Source organism: Nostoc sp. LPT (assembly GCF_017115165.1).
GTDB lineage: Bacteria > Cyanobacteriota > Cyanobacteriia > Cyanobacteriales > Nostocaceae > Nostoc.
Window position 1 is genome coordinate 36,935 of the sequence record NZ_JABXKF010000015.1, and the last position, 16,755, is coordinate 53,689.

The window sequence follows — 16,755 nt, forward strand, 5'->3', positions numbered from 1 at the left end:
GTTGATCAAAAGCCAGAACGACTCCTGCATCGCACAGGATCATAGCTCTAGCCCTTGTTGCCGATACTTGTTAAATAGGATTTGCTGATAGTTGCTGACTGGTTCAGATGGAGATATGTCTAGGCAATCCACAGCCTCAAACCATTGTGACCATTTTTCCACAAGTGTTTCATCAGGCTGATTGTCAGCAATTTTAACTTGATGTTTGTGGATCACAAAATCAATGAAATCGGTCACTTCTTGCAGGAGTGGTTCGGAAAGTTGCTGCAATTTTGCGATGGTAGTTTCACGAATAGTCATGATATACGCCCAACAATGACTTCTAGTATTTGAAAATCAATATTACATCGCTCGGATTTACCTGAGTTTAGCATTAAACATATTGGAAGATGCCCAGATGGTGCTGTCCGCCAGTAGTGAATATCAGAGTAGTATACCCAATCTCCTTCTTTACGCCAGCCAACTTCATCACCAAATTTATTTTGTATTTACCGACTATTATAAGTAGTGTCAGAACCACCACCAATACGTTTCCAAATGCGTTTTTGAACACTAAACCCAAACCGTCCATTGCTATACTTTAACCAGAGTTTATTTATATTATTTAAATCTTTTCGGGGAAGAAATTTTATATATTCTGAGCAAAAATAATTTGTAAGGTAAGTTCTGTATGGTGAAGTTTTTGGTAACTCTTTATGAGATATCACATAGATGATCTTAGCTGTTTCTAAATCAGCCTCTTTCCATTTCCTAGCTTGAAGTAATTCATCTAGTTTTTGATAATACCCCGATACTACTTCAGTGAAATCTTTAGAAGAAGTATGACTATAAGCTGTAGCACTAGTAACAACTTCTCTTGCTACTTCAGTTTCATCATTAGTTTTCGTAGTGTTAGTACTAAAAGATTTTTTCCACATAAAAAGCTTTTTTCTAACCTTGGGCTTTTTACGGGCTTCTTCTGCTAATTCAGTTGCAATTTCTGTTTTGGCATCTTCTTCACTATAACCCTGATTTTTTAGTTCAGTTATTAACTCACGAATTTCCTGAGCAATTTCTGAAAAATCCTGATTTATGTTAATAACATCTCCATATATCTCAATTTGATCGCCATTAATATTAATATTTTCGTTGTAATTACCTTCTGTATAAATATTGCGAGGTTCATTTATATCATCATCTATTAAGCTTTCATCCAAACTGTTTTGCTTATATCTAGCTCTTGAAATATATAAATAGAAACCTAATCCAAATATTAGTATGGCTAGTACGCCGAAAAAAATAGCAAAAATCATCTGATAATTTGCTAAAATATAATCGATGGCTTTTTTCGATAAATTAAGAATAGTTAGGTATACAGCCCTAACTAAAGCTATGCTAAACAAACCGTATATTAACTTCTCTACCAACGAAAGCCGATTTATCAGAAGATAGAACTCTCTGAATATTTGCTTTATTGGAATTTTCATATTTTAACTGTTGATAGGTGCTTTAGGGTATAGGAGTAATTGACAGTTTAAAATGGCAGAGGAATGCCTAATAAAGCAAACACTAATTTAATTACATCTAGCGTAGCTTCTCCTATAACAGCACTTGCAGCAGCATCACGTATAGATTGCCCTAATTTAATAAGTTTACCTTTAGCTTTGGGGTTATTTTTAACTTCATTTGCCCAATCTTTAGCTACCTTCTGTTGAGCATCTTGGTGATTATAGCCCTGATTTTCTAGCTGCCGTAATAACTCTTGTATTTGTGTAGCAGCTTGAGATAAATCCTGACTTATATTTATGTAATTACCATGTACTTGTAAATAATCACCTTCAATAGAAATAGATTTGTTAAAGTTACCACCAGCCCCTAAATATATATTGTAAGTATTATTGTGATTTCCATTGCTCATATAAAAAACCTTTAGCTAGTATGTTTGCGAATCGAATTTACTGACTCGCTCTAAATGGATTAATTTATTTATAGTAGCGTATAGTACTACATTTAACTACTACAAGATTACTAAACGAAAAAAGCCTGCGTCAGCAGGCTTTGTTTTGTGATGTTATTAAATGAGTGGGTGAGCAAGAACAGCCACCGCTATGAATTACCGTTTCGCCAACTTCTTCGACATCTTCCGCAGACGAATCGATTGGGGCGTAACTTCCACCAATTCATCGGGGCCAATGTATTCCAAAGCACGCTCTAGGCTCATATCTATCGGTGCTTGCAGTTGCACTAGTTCATCGCCACCAGCAGCGCGGTGGTTGGTCAACTGCTTGGTCTTACAGATATTCAGTTCCAAATCTTGCGGACGATTGTGTTCGCCTACAATCATGCCTCTGTAAACCTTTGTACCGGGAACAATAAAGAATGCTCCTCTATCTTCAGCGTTCCTCATGGCGTAGAAGGTAGAAACGCCTTCTTCAAAGGAGATTAAAACGCCTTTGTTACGGGCTTCAATATCACCACTTAGTTGACGGTAGTCTAAGAAGCTGTGGTTCATGATGCCTTCGCCACGAGTCATCCGCATGAATTCACCCCGGAAACCAATCAAACCACGGGCGGGTATGACAAACTCTAGCTGGGTGCGATCGCCACTACCTGGTTGCATATCTTGCATTTCGCCTTTGCGTTGTCCCAGGCGCTCAATACAGCTACCCACACCATCAACAGGAATGTCTAACACCAAGAGTTCATAAGGTTCACAAGGTTGACCGTTGACTTCGCGGTAAATTACCTGTGGCTGAGATACCTGAAACTCGAAGCCTTCCCGGCGCATGGTTTCAATTAAAATACCCAGATGGAGTTCTCCCCGACCGGAAACAAGGAATTTATCGGGAGAATCGGTTTCTTCAACGCGCAAAGCCACGTTGGTTTCAAGTTCGCGGAATAAGCGATCGCGTATTTGTCGTGATGTCACCAACTTTCCTTCTTGACCAGCAAAGGGTGAATCATTCACCCAGAAGGTCATTTGCAAGGTTGGTTCATCCACTTTAATTAGTGGTAAAGCTTGGGGTTCGTTAGGATCAGTAATCGTTTCCCCAATATAAGCATCAGCGAAACCAGCCACCGCCACAATATAACCTGCGGTTGCTTCTTCCAGGTCTACGCGCTTGAGTCCTTCAAAGCCCATCAACTTGGTAATTTTACCTTTGACAATAGTGCCGTTTTCTGTTACCAAAGCCGCTTGCTGTCCTGAACGGATAGTACCGTTGTGAATTCTGCCAATCACAATCCGTCCCAGATATTCAGAATAATCTAGGGTTGTGACTTGCAATTGCAGAGGCTTCTTGCTGTCGCCTACTGGTGGTGGAACGTGTTGCAGAATCGCATTAAACAGGGGTTGCATATCTACCGATTCTGCTTCCAAGCTTTCTTTCGCAAAACCTCCCATACCGGAGGCAAACAGATAGGTAAAATCACACTGGTCTTCATCTGCCCCTAATTCCAAGAACAGATCCAAAACTTTATCAACAGCAACGTGGGGGTCAGTTTGTCCACGATCGATTTTGTTGATTACAACGATGGGGCGCAGCCCTTTTTCTAAAGCTTTTTTCAGAACAAAGCGTGTTTGGGGCATGGGGCCTTCATTGGCATCGACAATCAGAAGACATCCGTCAACCATGCCGAGTACCCGTTCAACTTCGCCACCAAAATCAGCGTGTCCCGGAGTATCAACAATATTAATTAGTGTTTCTTTGTAGCGAACCGCCGTATTTTTGGACAGGATAGTAATACCCCGTTCCCGTTCTAGGGCGTTGGAGTCCATAACGCAATCCGGAACGTCTTCGCCTTCGCGGAAAATGCCGGATTGTTTGAGGAGTGCGTCAACCAGTGTGGTTTTGCCGTGGTCAACGTGGGCGATAATGGCGACGTTGCGAATTGGGAGCGTCATAGAAGCTTTTGGTGAACTGTAGAGGGGGTTTATAAGATTTACATTTGAATGCTAGGCTGTTTTAACAGAATTGAGAACGATCGGCAAATTCTGTAAAGAACCTTTAATAATTCTAGCGTAATCGTCACAATTGCGGGGAGTTTTGTAAACCCCACAATGGAGATGTGTGGTAATTACGGCGTTGGTGGGATAACAAAAGCTTCTGTGACAAACAAATGTTTGCTGAAGGGCTGTATTACTTTTGAGAATTGCGGTTGATTCGCACAGAGGAATTTGTAGTTAGAAATGCTTTGGTGAAAAGTACGATCTTTGATTAATAGAGATGAAGTTACTGGCTACTAAAAGTCAAGTTATTTCGTGTTTGGGATCGAAGGGCAGCGATCGCCAAGCCTGGTTTTTTTTGACTAGAATGGGGTGGGTATCTCTACAAAAATATTCAACTTACACAGAATTCTCAGAATGTAGAGTTAGGTCAATTGTTTAAAAGAGCAAGAAGCGATGTCTACGACGGGCTACGCCTACGTCATTATCTATGTAGAGACTTTACAATATAACGCCTCTAGAGAATTTAAGGTATATTCTAAAAACTAATAAAATGACAGCGATAATTATATGGTCTGCTGCCTAAATCCTAATTGCGAGAATCCCAAAAATCCTGACGGGGCAAATTTTTGCCTCAGTTGTGGCACAGAGTTGGTGTCGCTATTGAGAAATCGTTACCGAATCATCACACCATTAGGGAGAGGAGGTTTTGCACGCACATATATCGCCGAAGATATAGACAAGCTAAATGAACGATGTGTTGTTAAGCAGCTGGTTCTAAGTCAATTTTATGGCAGTCAGGGTAGTCAGGCACATAAAAAAGCGACTGAGTTGTTTGAACGAGAAGCCAAACGTCTCAAAGAACTAGGAGAACATGTCCAAATTCCTAATTTGTATGCATATTTTAAGGAAGCTGAATATCTGTATTTAGTGCAGCAGTTTATCGAAGGGCAAAATCTGTTGCAAGAATTAAAACAACAGGGGGTTTTTGATGAAGCCAAGATTCGAGATTTTTTAAATGATTTATTATCTGTACTGGTAGATATACATCAACAACAAGTAATTCACCGAGATATTAAACCAGAAAATATTATTCGCCGTCAAAATGATGGAAAATTAGTACTAATTGATTTTGGGGTGGCAAAGCAAAAGACGGAACCTACAAACACTACAATAGGGACAATTATTGGTTCATTAGGTTATGCACCAATTGAGCAAATGCAAACAGGTAAAGTTTTTCTGTCTAGTGATATTTATAGTTTAGGAATAACTTGCTTTCAACTACTGACCAATATTTCTCCTTCGAGTTTGTGGATGAAACAAGGCTATGGTTGGACTTCTAATTGGCGGCAGCATTTAACGCAACCCATAAGTCAAGAATTAGAGATGATTCTTAATAAGTCACTACAAGAAAATCACGAACAGCGTTATCAATCTGCACAGGCTGTCTTACAAGACTTGAATAAGTTGCCACCGCTAAGGTATACATTAGCTTCTACAGTTATTCCACCTACTCTGCCATCAAGAGCGCAACCACAAAATCAACATAAATCAACTCGATATCTACCGCAATTCTCTAACAGTAGATTATTGTCTGGAGCAATAATAGCTGGATCGGGTAGTTCATTTTTAGCGATCGCACTTATAAGTTTTCTCGGAACTACTTGGATTAGCTCTGGATTGTGGTTGCTAATTTTAGGAGGATTAGTCTTTATTCAATCTCGCCCACTTTTGGAAAAAGCTTATTTAATTGTTGTTGCTATCATCGCAAATTTACTCATTGTCTTTATTTTCAGAAATATCCTAACTAATAATCTTCTCAAAGCTGGTTTAAATGGACTGTTACTCGTAGGATTGCTAGTTATTATGGCAGGTTTGTTGACAGTTATTATAGTGGGTGTCTCTGAAATAATAAACAAAATAATTTCTAAATATCTTTAGTTTTTTGGTTTTGCTCAATTGTCATAAATTTCTTTCAGATAAACTTTGTAAAAGTTGGGTAATTATTCATGAAAAATCAAAAAGAAAACTTGAGACTGCTTATTTCTCTTGGTCTGGCTGGGGTAATGGTAGCAGCTATTTTATGGTTAATTAGCAAAGTTTCTTCTACTATCATAACAACATCATCAAACCCGACACAAACTTCATCTTCATTGACAAATAAGCCTTCACTAATGAATTTAGGTACAAGGATTTTGGTGAAAGTGCAAACATCCCCAGAAAAAACAGATGGAGTTAAAGCTTTTGCTGAGAAAGATTTCAGTACTGCCGTTAAAAAATTTACTGATTCTCTGAAAAATAATCCAAACGATCCAGAAACTTTAATTTATTTAAACAATAATGCCAAAATAGCACGAGATAATTCAGAAGCTATAAAAGTTGCGATCGTCGCACCAATTAACTTCGATCCTAGTTTAGCAGAAGAGATTTTACGTGGTGTAGCTCAAGCTCAAAATGAAGTTAATACTCAAGGAGGAATTAATGGTAAAAAATTGCAAATTGTAATTGCAAGTGCTGATAATAGAGAAGATTCTGCACGCCTAGATAATGAATTAGTTCAAGATAAAAGCCTTGTAGCTGCCGTGGGTGTTAGACGTAAAGCAGAAATATATAAAGAGAAAGGTTTGGTTTTAGTCTTGCCCGTCGAGCTACCAAATCAAGCAGAAAATCCAGCAAAATTAGATAATAATACAGTAAATAGTCAGTCTAATAGTTCTACAAGTAACTACTTGTTTCATGTAAATCCTTTATATAATAATTTAGTAGATACTCATTCTCGCTACATTGCTCGACAAGCAAGAAATGTTGCTATTTGTGGCGATGTTCGTAGTTCAAGAGATAATTCAGCCTCTTCATCAAATCAGATACTTGTAGAACAGTACACTCAAGCTATCAAAAATTATGGCAGCAACGTTATTAGTACACCTTGCAATTTAGCAGACAAAAATTTTGACCCTAAAGCTTTTGTGGATAAAGCCATAGAAACAGAAAATGCAAGTGGTTTTTTACTAATGCCTTCAATCAGAAATATATACTTTGCCACCAAAGTAGCACAAGAGGTTAAAGGTAGAAAGCCACTGTTTGCTTCTGAAACTATGTACAGTGCTACAACTTTACAAAATGGCAAGGATCTAGAAGGAATGGTATTACCTGTGTATTGGCATCGTAATGCTAATAAAGATAACCCATTTGCGAAAAATGCCTTTCAGCTTTGGAATGCACAAGTAAATCAGAGAACGGCGGGAGCTTATGATGCACTTCAAGCAATTATTGCTGGCTTAAAAGAAGACGGTACCCGCGAAGGATTACAAAGGGTATTATCTAATCCCAATTTTTCAACATCTGGAGCAACTGGAATGATTCAGTTTTCGCCCTCCGGGGAGCGTCAAGGAGAAGCAATGCTAGTCAAAATTGAGCGTTGTGAGTCTTGTTCTAGTGGAACTGGTTACGATTTTGCCCTCTTGAATAAGAAATAGTTTTTTTGATGTTAATTTTCATTCTAAAGATATAGATTGCTCCCAAATAGGTAATCTATTCAATTTGAATGTCATACTAAACTTATTGATTTGATTGCAATCAAAAATTGAAGCGATCGCTTCAATTTTTCTCTAACAAAAAGTTTTGTTTATCTACCCAGAGTTGTGAGAGCGATCGCTCAAAAGAAAGATGGAATCTCCATAAATTCTGTGTCAAGGTTATATCAGTAAGAATTACGAACACTTTGCCGACGGAGAACACAGATGGTAGCTACATTAGATGATACTAAACGCAATGCTATTGCTGTAAAACTTGCAAGTATTAAAGCTCTGCAACAGTTGCTCATCGAAAATGAAAAATCGCTTTTGACGCAAGGGCTTGATGCCGAAATTGCCGATCGCATCCGAAATTTTATCAATGATGATGAAAAAAACCTTGGTATTTTAGAAACTGTAATTGGTCAGTATGGGATTCAGGCTGAACCCAAAAAAAACGTTACACAATTCCTTGAAAAAGCTCGCGAATTGTTCAAAGGTTCTGAGTTAAGCCTGTATGAAAAAATCTCTCAGCATGAATTGCTGAAACATCAAATAGTAATGAGTGGCTTGATAGTTCACAAAGCTGCTCAAAAAGTTGGTGCTGATGTGTTGCTAGCGATCGGGCCTTTGAATACCATAAACTTTGAGAACCGCGCTCACCAAGAGCAACTCAAAGGCATTCTGGAGATTCTGGGTGTCCGCGAACTCACTGGACAAGATGCAGATCAAGGAATTTGGGCACGTGTTCAAGACGCTTTGGCCGCAGTTAGTGGTGTAGTAGGTAGTGCTGTCACCCAAAACAGCGACAAAAAGGATCTAAATATCCAAGATGTCATCCGCCTCGATCACAACAAGGTAAATACCCTATTCACCGAACTACTACAAAGCAACGATCCACAAAAGATCCAAGAGTACTTCGGTCAAATTTACAAGGATTTAACTGCCCACGCTGGAGCTGAAGAAGAAGTTGTCTATCCAAAAGTACGTCCTTTCTACGGTCAAGATAACACCCAAGAACTGTTTGATGAACAAGCTGAAATGAAGCGGGTGTTAGACCAAATTAAGGCTATTAGCCCTTCTTCATCTGAATTCAAAGATCAAGTTACACAACTTATGAAAGCTGTTGGCGACCATATTCGTCAAGAAGAAAGCACAATGTTTACCGCCATTCGCAACAACTTAAGCACTGAGCAAACTGAACAACTGGCGACTGAATTCAAAGCCGCTAAGACCCGAATTCAAGAGAAATTGGGCGTTGTTAGTGAATCGAATGTGTAGGACGCTTTTGGGCTTTTTATATCCGCTAAAAAAAGTTAGTTAAACAAAAACTCCCAGCGCTGATGTGCTGGGAGTTTTTGTTTAAAGATTTTGCTGACAATATTTATAAGCGGCATAAGCCATAGTTACAACGCCAGTGATAATGGCAGATTCATCGACTTCAAATTGGGGATGGTGTAAGGGGTGGTTAATGATTCTTTCTTTGTAGCCTACACCTAAGCGAAACATGGAACCAGGGACGTGTTCCAAATAAATAGAAAAATCTTCAGATCCAAGGGAGGATTCCGGTAAAACTTGAACGCGATCGCTACTCCAAGCTTCTTCTGCGGCTGATTGTAACAATTGCGTCAAGGTATAATCATTTTGGACGCTGGGTACACCTTGGCGATAATTGACTTGATACTTTGCCCCATAGGTATGGCAAACATTAGATACAATGTTTTCAATCCAGTTTGGGAGATGGGCACGAGTTTCGGGATGGAGCGATCGCACAGTTCCCAATAACTGCACTTTATCGGCAATTACATTCGGCGCTCTGCCACCATTAAATTTCCCTATGCTCAAGACTAGAGGACGCAAAGGATTCTGCGTCCGGCTGATGGCTTGTTGCAGTGCAGTAATCACTTGACAAGCAATCCAAATTGCATCAATCGCCTCATGGGGACGTGCCCCGTGCCCAGATTCTCCCATAATCAGAATCTCTAAATCATCAGCAGCGGCTGTCAAAGCCCCGTAACGCACGCCAATAGAGCCTGCGGGTATAGAAGGAAAAACATGAACCCCTAATAAAGCTGAGACGTTTTCCATCGCTCCATCTTTCACCATCCAGCTTGCCCCTTGAGCAATTTCCTCGGCTGGCTGAAATAAAAACCGCACTTTGCCACCCAACTCCTGTGCCACTTGCGATAGCACCATTGCCGTTCCTAACCCCACTGTGGTGTGGACATCGTGACCGCAAGCGTGCATAATACCATCTGTACGAGAGGCATATTCTAAATTTGTGCCCTCTTGAATTGGCAAGGCATCCATATCAGTGCGAATTGCCAATAAACGGTCATTTTGGCTAGTGCCTTGCAGTTCTCCAATTACGCCCGTTTTACCAACTCCCTCTTGTACGTGCAGCCCACTAGAAGACAAAACACCAGCTACGAAGGCTGCTGTTTGGTACTCCTGACCGCTAAGTTCTGGGTGAGAGTGGATGTGGCGGCGAATTTCAATTAAGCGGGGCGCTAGTTTTGCGGCTAAGTCTTTAATACGGGTAAGCATCGATTTAATTAATCTATAGGCTTTTTTCCCATGATAAAGAAATGTTAACAAACAAAATGCTCTTTGCCATACAAGGATAGTTGAGAACAAGCAGAGGGCAAGGGAGCAGGGGAGACGAGGAGACAAGGGGGACAAGGGGGACAAGGGGGAATTATTGAACAAGTCTCTCCCTTATCTCCCCCCTCTACCTTGTCTCTTCTCAATGCCCTGTTTGGCCCATGCCCCATTTCCTACTCCCCAGTTTATTTTGAGTAGCAGGTTGTGGCTAAAGTATTTTCGGGTTTGTACTCGTTACATTCTCTGGGATTTTGACGCTCTAACGACCAACCATAAGGTTTGTCGGAGGTGACAACACCATTATTTAAAGTTGTTAGTCGGTAGTTAGCCCCCCGAAAATTAGTAAATTGCAATTTGGCATCTTTTAAGTTCGCTGCTTCTAAATTGGCACTGATGAAACCGGCATAAGACAGATCGGCATTTTCCAGGGATGCTGATTTCAAATTTGCTCCTGTTAAGGAAGCACCACTGAGATTAACCGAATTCAAAACCGCACCTTCTAAATTTGCACCGGTGAGATCGGCATTCGTGAGATTAGCTTGAGATAATGTAGCGCCGCTCAAGTCAGCCCCTCGCAAATTTGCTCCAGTTAAATTCAGTTTAGTTAGGTCAGCGCCACTCAAATTACACCGAGGACAGGCACTTGTTGCTTTCAACTGATCCAAGTCTAGCTGATTTAATGCAAGAGCCTGCTGTGCAAACGCTAAACAGGCTAACAGGGAGACGGTGGCAACAATCTTAAGTTTCATATTTTTACTGATATTTACAAAAATGACAAGTTACGAATATCACGTATTGTCATCCTTACATATACTGCTTCTCTAAGGAAGTGCAGGGATGAAGCATTGATTAAGAAGCTGTAAAAATACTATAAATTATAATAGTAAGACTACTCAAACGGAAATATAGGCTATAGAATCAAATCGTAAGGAACTATACCGAACCAATTATAGACTACCAAATATGTGATCCCCCTAGCTCGATTAAAAATACGACTAGGGGGATCTTGTTTTTAGGCATTGGGCAAAGGGCATGGGGAATGGGAAATGGGCCAAACAGGGCATTGAGGAGAGACAAGGTAGACAAGGAGAAGGGAAAGACTTGTTGCAAGTTCTAACTTTTGTCACCTTGTCTTCTGCTCCCCTGCTTTCTTCATCGCCATCCTAAAAGGCGCAGTCCAGGGACAATTAGGTAATAACTCACTCCTAACCAGAAGCTGGTAAAGAAGCCTACAAAGCCAAAAAAAGTCAGAGGCAAGTATAACTCTGACCAGGCTGGTTGACTAGTAAATTGGAAAATAGGAGGTGCTAACTTCAAAAGAATTAAAACTGCATAGGCGATCGCACTGCCAAAGGCCGCGAACACCGCATACACTACATGATGGCTGCGAAGTCCTAAACTCAACGTAAGCAGGCAAACTGCCACTAAAATCACTGCCACTAAGCCCTCGCCGCTATCTTTTGGGGTGATTAATTGCAAAATCAACCAGCCGAAGCCATAGCTAATCATGCCCATCAGGGAAGCCACTAAAAACCGCCGCCGTTGACCAAAACACCCAGATACTGTCAGTCCCCATGCGGTTCCCCAGCCTGCAGCGACGAACACCAAAATATCTGCCCCAAAGACGGGTTGAGTATTTGGTACTAATTGGTTTAGCTGACTCCCAATCAATTCCACAACCTGACGCCCCAAGCTGGTGCGATAGGCCAAAATAAAACCAGCGATCGCACCAAAACAAGCGCCGATACTACTCAGGATCATTGCCCAAATCGTCGCCAAACAAGCTCGGAAAATTTTGATGATTGTCTGAGCGATAAAAATAACGGTTTTGGTGACAGCTTGGCTAAAGTTAGCTAAAACTTGTTCAATAGCTTGTGTTATCAGTGTAAATCTCTGGGAAGCTTGCGTTGAGGCTTGCTTAATCTTGTCTCGCAGTTGGGCAAATAACCCTGGTGGCGGTAATGGTTGAGAAATCTTCGCCAAACGTTTTTGAATTATAGCTGCATTTGCTGGACGCGATCGCACATCCTCCTGCACCATCTCATCCAGCAAATCTGCTAGTTGCGGGTTGACATTCACCGCAGTTCGCCAGCGCAATTTACCCGTTTGCTGATCTTCCAACTCTAGCGGGTATTTGCCTGTTAGTAATTCAATCACCGTTCGACCAAGGGCATAAAAATCGGCACTTGGGCCAACAATACCTCCAGTCACTTGTTCTGGTGGACTGTAGCCAGAAGAAAATAATCGCGTGGAACTAGACACAGAACGCAGCTTAGAGGTACTAAATTGTTTCGCGCCACCAAAATCAATTAGTATCACGCGATCGCCTTCTGTTTGCCCTTGAGACGGGGTTACAGATGGCGAAGATGTACCCAGCATTAAATTAGAAGGTTTGATATCCCGATGAAGAATCTGACGTTTGTGTAATTCTTGTAAAATCTGCACAGCTTGGGCAAACCAGTTTAAAACCAAATCCTCTGGACAGCCTTGGGGAAACTTTTTTAATATTTCCTCTAAAGTCCGCCCATTGATTTTTTCCATTACCAGACAAGGCAATTGGTGCGGTTTGGGATTAAACAGTTGTACCTGAAAATAACCATCGTTATCGACTGTGGGAACACCCTGATGCTGCAAGCTAGATAAAACTGCCGCCTCTTGGGTAAATAATTCCAGTGCCTTGGGCGAATCTTCTACCAATACTTTCAATACTTTCTCTGTTTGAGTTTTTTCATCCCAAACTGTGTAGATTTGAGCAAATCCTCCCGATCCCAAGGGCTGAAGTGGAACATAGCGGTCTAACAACTCTAGCGGTGCGCCACAGCTGTTGCAAAATTTGTTTCCCCAAGGCTGAGGATAAGGACGTTGACAATCAGGATTTATGCAGTGAACCGCACTCTGAGTGATGTGGGACACAACCGCTACAATACAAAGGCTGACTTGATTTTAACGTTTCTTTAGGTTTCCTGATTTTAAAATAGACAAAAGGAAAACCCTCATAAAATTTATGAGGGCATTCGTTTATATTTACAACAGAATTCAAGGAAGGTGAAGTACACAAGCTAAGTCTCAAAGCAAGGTTATAAAGCCTGTTTGACTTCTGTTAGCGCAGCGGGGCGCAGCCCATTCTGAATTCTGACTCCTGAATTCTGCTGTATGTCAGCCCTTAATTGCGAAAACTTCTCTTACTTTGTCTGTGCTTGGCAACTTCTTTGCGCTTGCGTTTTTCTAAGGGTGTTTCAAAATGACGATGCTTTCTCATGTCTGGAAAAATTCCCGCCTTGGAAACTTCTCGTTTAAATCGTCGTAAGGCTGACTCAATGTGTTCATTGTCACCTACAATTACTTGGGTCATTATTTCTCCTACTAAGTTGACTTCATCAATGGCTATGCAGGCGGTAACACTACAAAAAAAAGACAGACTCTTGTTTGTCTGACCTTAAGACTCTTGGTAAGTTTTTTGTTTCCAAGATTAGTAGCGTCCGCCGCGTCCACCGCCGCCGCCGCCATATCCTCCTCTGTTACCACCAAAGGAACCTCTATCACCTCTGTCTTCCTTGGGTTTAGCCTTATTCACTTTCAGGTCACGACCCATCCACTCAGCACCGTCGAGAGCTTCAATGGCAGCAGTTTCTTCAGCTTCAGTTCCCATTTCCACAAAGGCAAAGCCCCGCGGACGACCTGTTTCCCGATCAGTAGGTACTTGAACGCGCTTTACAGTACCATATTCTGCAAAAATACCACTTAAATCTTCTTGTGTAACGTCATAAGAGAGGTTACCTACATAAATTGACATCGATTCTCTCCAAAATCATCACTGTGTAGAGATTTTAATTTATCTCAGAAGTCTGTAAATACTAAAAGGAAAAAGCCTTTCAATACTAAAACCAAAGACATCACTGAATTAACTCTCATAAATCTAGGATGACATACGAGCCAACTCTTTGCATCCAGTAGATAGTTAAACAGTGAGGCGATCGCACCTAAGCGATCGCCCGCCCCCACATACCCTAAGTACAATCCACCGCAAAAAGGGGTTGGAAATGGAAGAAGATAAATTCTGTAGGGTGATATAGAAAATCAGACATGCAGGGGCGCATCTTTAATATCCGAATTGAACGTTTGACTGCATTAACCATGAAGCATTACTTCAAAATTTTAATACGAAAGGCAAAGTCAGGCAACAAATATAAAACTATTGTGACTTGTACTCTTTTGGAAAACCTGCTATGAAAGTAACTGCGATGCTTACGGCGGCAAGCTACGCGAGTCTTTTTCTTTGGTGCTAGCCTCTGTTTTTGGAAATTACGGTGTACACACAAGTCGAAAAAAGCTTAATTTTCCATTGTTTTCTCGTTGATCTCGTTCCCATGCAGAGCATGGGAATGCCTGATTTAGAGACTCTGCCTCCAGTCAGACATTGAGTCAGAATTTAGCTTCGGGAGCAGGAGTTTTTAAAATGGCATCCCAATCACTAAAGCGTGTCTGAATCAGCATTTTGCTGCCCAGAAAGCCCTCAAGCATTGGTGCATACGGATCAATTGCAGTAGCACTTGCAACTAATTTATCTGCGGATTTAAGAGCATCTTCATATCTTCCTGCCATGCTACTAGCCACCATGAGGAAATGTACGTTGTGGTTGTAATACATCATGGAGTAAGTGCCCTGGACTTGATATTTTTTGATGTAAATATCATCTTGAGCGATCGCCTGCTCGTTTGCCTGCATTGCCCGAATGGCACTAAGAAAACGTGAAACTCTTGCTGTGACTGGGTTGCATCGTGGTAGGGGTGTGGGGTGTAGGGGAGAGAGTTGATTTATAAGTATTATTTGATTTTTAGTTCTTGACCGTGCAACCCCTACCCCCTTACCCCCTTACACCCCAGAAGCCAGCTATATTAGGGGTTTGTGCTTAACAAGAGTGCCATTCCTGCATTGCCCCTTGATAATCTCCCACACGAAAATAAATATGACTTGGCATGTGTACCAAGTGTCCCGCCGCTGGCGCTAGAGTTCCCAGTCGTTTAGCACTGACAAGGGCCCGTTCTGGAGAAGGTGAGGCTTCCACTGCATGGATATAGTAATGATTAGCTCCTGCATGATTCGGGTTACGTTTGAGAACTGATTCTAAAACAGCGACAATTTCTTCTGTATCTGGCTGTGGCTTACCATCTTTAGTCCAGTGCTGCCAAGGATGCAGATCCATCAGGCTTTCAGCGTAAAGTGTCGCTGCATCCAAATCATCAGGATAGCGCTTGACTAGGTTTCCCATTGCTTTGGCGTAGTAAAGCGCTAGTTGATACAAATCAGCATCGGCATCTTGAGAGTAACGTTTTGCTAAGGCGGTAATGTAGTCTCGTTCTTGGGTGGAAGCTTGGGTAGAAAGTGCCAAAGCTTGCTGTACTGCTTGGTAGGCAGCTAATTCCCGATTGGGGTCTATTTCTGAATTAATGTTGGGCCCCAAGGCTAAAGCAACACCCCAATATGCGATCGCTAAATGCGGATCGAGTTTGGCAGCATATTCAAAAGAACGCACTGCCTCATCATGATTGAAAGCGTAAATTAAATTTAATCCCTGATCGAAAAACTCTTGGGCTTGGGCATTAGAAGTAGAAACTGGATGGTGGATTGTGCCAAGTCCAGATATTAAGTTGTATGGCTGTTTTACTTCAGCGTAGACTTGTTGGTGTAGGCTCTCGTCAAGAAGCAGCTTGTTGTCAGATATTGCCGCACTAGGAGCGACTAAAGAGAATATAAGCACCCAAATTAGAAATAAGTACTTCATTATTTTTCTTCAAGCTCTTTTTTAATATTCAAATGCCACAGTTTCTCTAAATAAGCAACTTGTCGGCAAAAAACAGCAGCCTGGTATTTCTTATAGAAATTAAACCCGACAAACACAATCATTGGAATCAAGATAGAATATCCGATGAAAATGTTAACAGATGAATCAGTTTGCATCCTAGAGTCTATATATTGGGAGTTGGCAATTGGTTGAGTACTAGAATTTGATTGCATAAATATCTTCATAAATACTACAAGTCAGAAGCTATAAATAAACGTGGATAATTGTTCCTGCTGTCTTTGAGCAGAAATTAATCACAAGTTCTATGAGGTACTTCAAAGCCGCTGTTTAGACTTCTCTATGCCTTCTTGCACTAGCTAAACTATTCTTCAGTTAAAACCTGAAAAATTATGTTGATTTCTGCTAAATTTTGTGACAAAATCCTTATTCTACAAGCTAATGCTCCTAAAGTATTTACTGAGATTTCAACTATTTTTAGTGCCAATTATTTCTAATAATTGCTTAAGTAGTCAGAGTTGCAGAAGTAATATACAGCGGATTACAAGTTAATAAGTGACTTGTTAAGAAAGATGTGACTAATGTATAACCAAGCTATCGAGGAGAGTGCCCGATAGGGCGGGTGGCAATACTTCTCAGTTAGGCATTTTTTAATTTGGAATCGGGTTTTGGGAAAAGGTTACTGGGTTTGGGTTAAAGGTTTTTTCTTTCCTCTTTCTCATTAACCGAGAAGTATTGGGGCGGGTGGGTAGTGTACTCGACTTAGATAAAGAGCGCTTTATTTACCATACCCAGTGGTAATAAGCCTTGCGGTTTATTTTCATGGCTGTCTACCTGAAGTGATAAATGATTTTGCCTGAAGATAGAACAATAAAATGATCCTTTCCCTCTTTTGGATATTACTTGAATTTCCA

Annotated in this window: 14 protein-coding genes and 1 pseudogene; 3 read left to right on the forward strand and 12 right to left on the reverse strand. The window is 40.9% G+C overall.

The window, feature by feature from the left end:
• Positions 1-39 precede the first annotated feature (39 nt).
• The 4 genes and pseudogenes from HWQ58_RS02830 to typA form a co-directional block, all read right to left on the reverse strand.
• Positions 40-300: a hypothetical protein gene (locus tag HWQ58_RS02830; protein ID WP_292857460.1), complete on the reverse strand. Its 261-nt coding sequence runs from the start codon at positions 298-300 to the stop codon at positions 40-42.
• Positions 297-1,466, reverse strand: a pseudogene (locus HWQ58_RS38315) (GUN4 domain-containing protein). The gene HWQ58_RS02830 and the pseudogene HWQ58_RS38315 overlap by 4 nt, the downstream one beginning before the upstream one ends.
• A gap of 47 nt (positions 1,467-1,513) precedes the next feature.
• Complete coding sequence (locus tag HWQ58_RS02840; RefSeq protein ID WP_292857462.1) at positions 1,514-1,897, reverse strand: hypothetical protein; 384 nt, start codon at positions 1,895-1,897, stop codon at positions 1,514-1,516.
• A 195-nt stretch (positions 1,898-2,092) separates the two neighbouring features.
• Positions 2,093-3,883: a translational GTPase TypA gene (gene typA, locus HWQ58_RS02845; RefSeq protein ID WP_292857464.1), complete on the reverse strand. Its 1,791-nt coding sequence runs from the start codon at positions 3,881-3,883 to the stop codon at positions 2,093-2,095.
• A 612-nt stretch (positions 3,884-4,495) separates the two neighbouring features.
• Here typA and HWQ58_RS02850 point away from each other — a divergent pair.
• The 3 genes from HWQ58_RS02850 to HWQ58_RS02860 all read left to right on the forward strand — a co-directional run bounded on the left by HWQ58_RS02850 (position 4,496) and on the right by HWQ58_RS02860 (position 8,718).
• Positions 4,496-5,866: a serine/threonine-protein kinase gene (locus tag HWQ58_RS02850; protein WP_292857467.1), complete on the forward strand. Its 1,371-nt coding sequence runs from the start codon at positions 4,496-4,498 to the stop codon at positions 5,864-5,866.
• A 68-nt stretch (positions 5,867-5,934) separates the two neighbouring features.
• Positions 5,935-7,401: an ABC transporter substrate-binding protein gene (locus tag HWQ58_RS02855; RefSeq protein WP_292857470.1), complete on the forward strand. Its 1,467-nt coding sequence runs from the start codon at positions 5,935-5,937 to the stop codon at positions 7,399-7,401.
• Between the two features lie 264 nt (positions 7,402-7,665).
• Positions 7,666-8,718, forward strand: a complete 1,053-nt coding sequence (locus tag HWQ58_RS02860) for a hemerythrin domain-containing protein (RefSeq protein WP_292857472.1) — start codon at positions 7,666-7,668, stop codon at positions 8,716-8,718.
• Positions 8,719-8,799: 81 nt separating this feature from the next.
• On the opposite strand, the gene HWQ58_RS02865 is transcribed toward HWQ58_RS02860, so the two are convergent.
• The 8 genes from HWQ58_RS02865 to HWQ58_RS02900 form a co-directional block, all read right to left on the reverse strand.
• Positions 8,800-9,984 carry a M20 family metallopeptidase gene (locus HWQ58_RS02865; protein ID WP_292857474.1) on the reverse strand — a complete coding sequence of 395 codons (1,185 nt, stop codon included), beginning with the start codon at positions 9,982-9,984 and terminating at the stop codon, positions 8,800-8,802.
• Positions 9,985-10,226: 242 nt separating this feature from the next.
• Positions 10,227-10,790, reverse strand: coding sequence for a pentapeptide repeat-containing protein (locus HWQ58_RS02870; RefSeq protein ID WP_292857477.1), 564 nt, complete (start codon positions 10,788-10,790; stop codon positions 10,227-10,229).
• 403 nt (positions 10,791-11,193) lie between these two features.
• Positions 11,194-12,954 carry a serine/threonine-protein kinase gene (locus HWQ58_RS02875; RefSeq protein WP_292857480.1) on the reverse strand — a complete coding sequence of 587 codons (1,761 nt, stop codon included), beginning with the start codon at positions 12,952-12,954 and terminating at the stop codon, positions 11,194-11,196.
• Positions 12,955-13,204: 250 nt separating this feature from the next.
• Complete coding sequence (gene rpsU / locus HWQ58_RS02880) at positions 13,205-13,393, reverse strand: 30S ribosomal protein S21 (protein WP_012407716.1); 189 nt, start codon at positions 13,391-13,393, stop codon at positions 13,205-13,207.
• Between the two features lie 117 nt (positions 13,394-13,510).
• Positions 13,511-13,834, reverse strand: a complete 324-nt coding sequence (locus HWQ58_RS02885; protein ID WP_104909692.1) for an RNA-binding protein — start codon at positions 13,832-13,834, stop codon at positions 13,511-13,513.
• 629 nt (positions 13,835-14,463) lie between these two features.
• The gene (locus HWQ58_RS02890; protein ID WP_292857484.1) at positions 14,464-14,766 is read right to left on the reverse strand and encodes a hypothetical protein; all 303 of its coding nucleotides are present in this window, start codon (positions 14,764-14,766) and stop codon (positions 14,464-14,466) included.
• A 184-nt stretch (positions 14,767-14,950) separates the two neighbouring features.
• The gene (locus HWQ58_RS02895) at positions 14,951-15,823 is read right to left on the reverse strand and encodes a hypothetical protein (RefSeq protein ID WP_292857487.1); all 873 of its coding nucleotides are present in this window, start codon (positions 15,821-15,823) and stop codon (positions 14,951-14,953) included.
• Positions 15,823-16,056: a hypothetical protein gene (locus HWQ58_RS02900; protein WP_292857490.1), complete on the reverse strand. Its 234-nt coding sequence runs from the start codon at positions 16,054-16,056 to the stop codon at positions 15,823-15,825. The genes HWQ58_RS02895 and HWQ58_RS02900 overlap by 1 nt, the downstream gene beginning before the upstream one ends.
• Positions 16,057-16,755: the final 699 nt, after the last annotated feature.

Coding starts and splice junctions, on each gene's coding strand:
- HWQ58_RS02885 (WP_104909692.1), bottom strand. CDS start 13,834: ATGTCAATTTATGTAGGTAACCTCTCTTATGACGTTACACAAGAAGAT.
- typA (WP_292857464.1), bottom strand. CDS start 3,883: ATGACGCTCCCAATTCGCAACGTCGCCATTATCGCCCACGTTGACCAC.
- HWQ58_RS02890 (WP_292857484.1), bottom strand. CDS start 14,766: ATGCAGGCAAACGAGCAGGCGATCGCTCAAGATGATATTTACATCAAA.
- HWQ58_RS02830 (WP_292857460.1), bottom strand. CDS start 300: ATGACTATTCGTGAAACTACCATCGCAAAATTGCAGCAACTTTCCGAA.
- HWQ58_RS02850 (WP_292857467.1), top strand. CDS start 4,496: ATGGTCTGCTGCCTAAATCCTAATTGCGAGAATCCCAAAAATCCTGAC.
- HWQ58_RS02870 (WP_292857477.1), bottom strand. CDS start 10,790: ATGAAACTTAAGATTGTTGCCACCGTCTCCCTGTTAGCCTGTTTAGCG.
- HWQ58_RS02860 (WP_292857472.1), top strand. CDS start 7,666: ATGGTAGCTACATTAGATGATACTAAACGCAATGCTATTGCTGTAAAA.
- HWQ58_RS02900 (WP_292857490.1), bottom strand. CDS start 16,056: ATGCAATCAAATTCTAGTACTCAACCAATTGCCAACTCCCAATATATA.
- rpsU (WP_012407716.1), bottom strand. CDS start 13,393: ATGACCCAAGTAATTGTAGGTGACAATGAACACATTGAGTCAGCCTTA.
- HWQ58_RS02865 (WP_292857474.1), bottom strand. CDS start 9,984: ATGCTTACCCGTATTAAAGACTTAGCCGCAAAACTAGCGCCCCGCTTA.
- HWQ58_RS02855 (WP_292857470.1), top strand. CDS start 5,935: ATGAAAAATCAAAAAGAAAACTTGAGACTGCTTATTTCTCTTGGTCTG.
- HWQ58_RS02895 (WP_292857487.1), bottom strand. CDS start 15,823: ATGAAGTACTTATTTCTAATTTGGGTGCTTATATTCTCTTTAGTCGCT.
- HWQ58_RS02840 (WP_292857462.1), bottom strand. CDS start 1,897: ATGAGCAATGGAAATCACAATAATACTTACAATATATATTTAGGGGCT.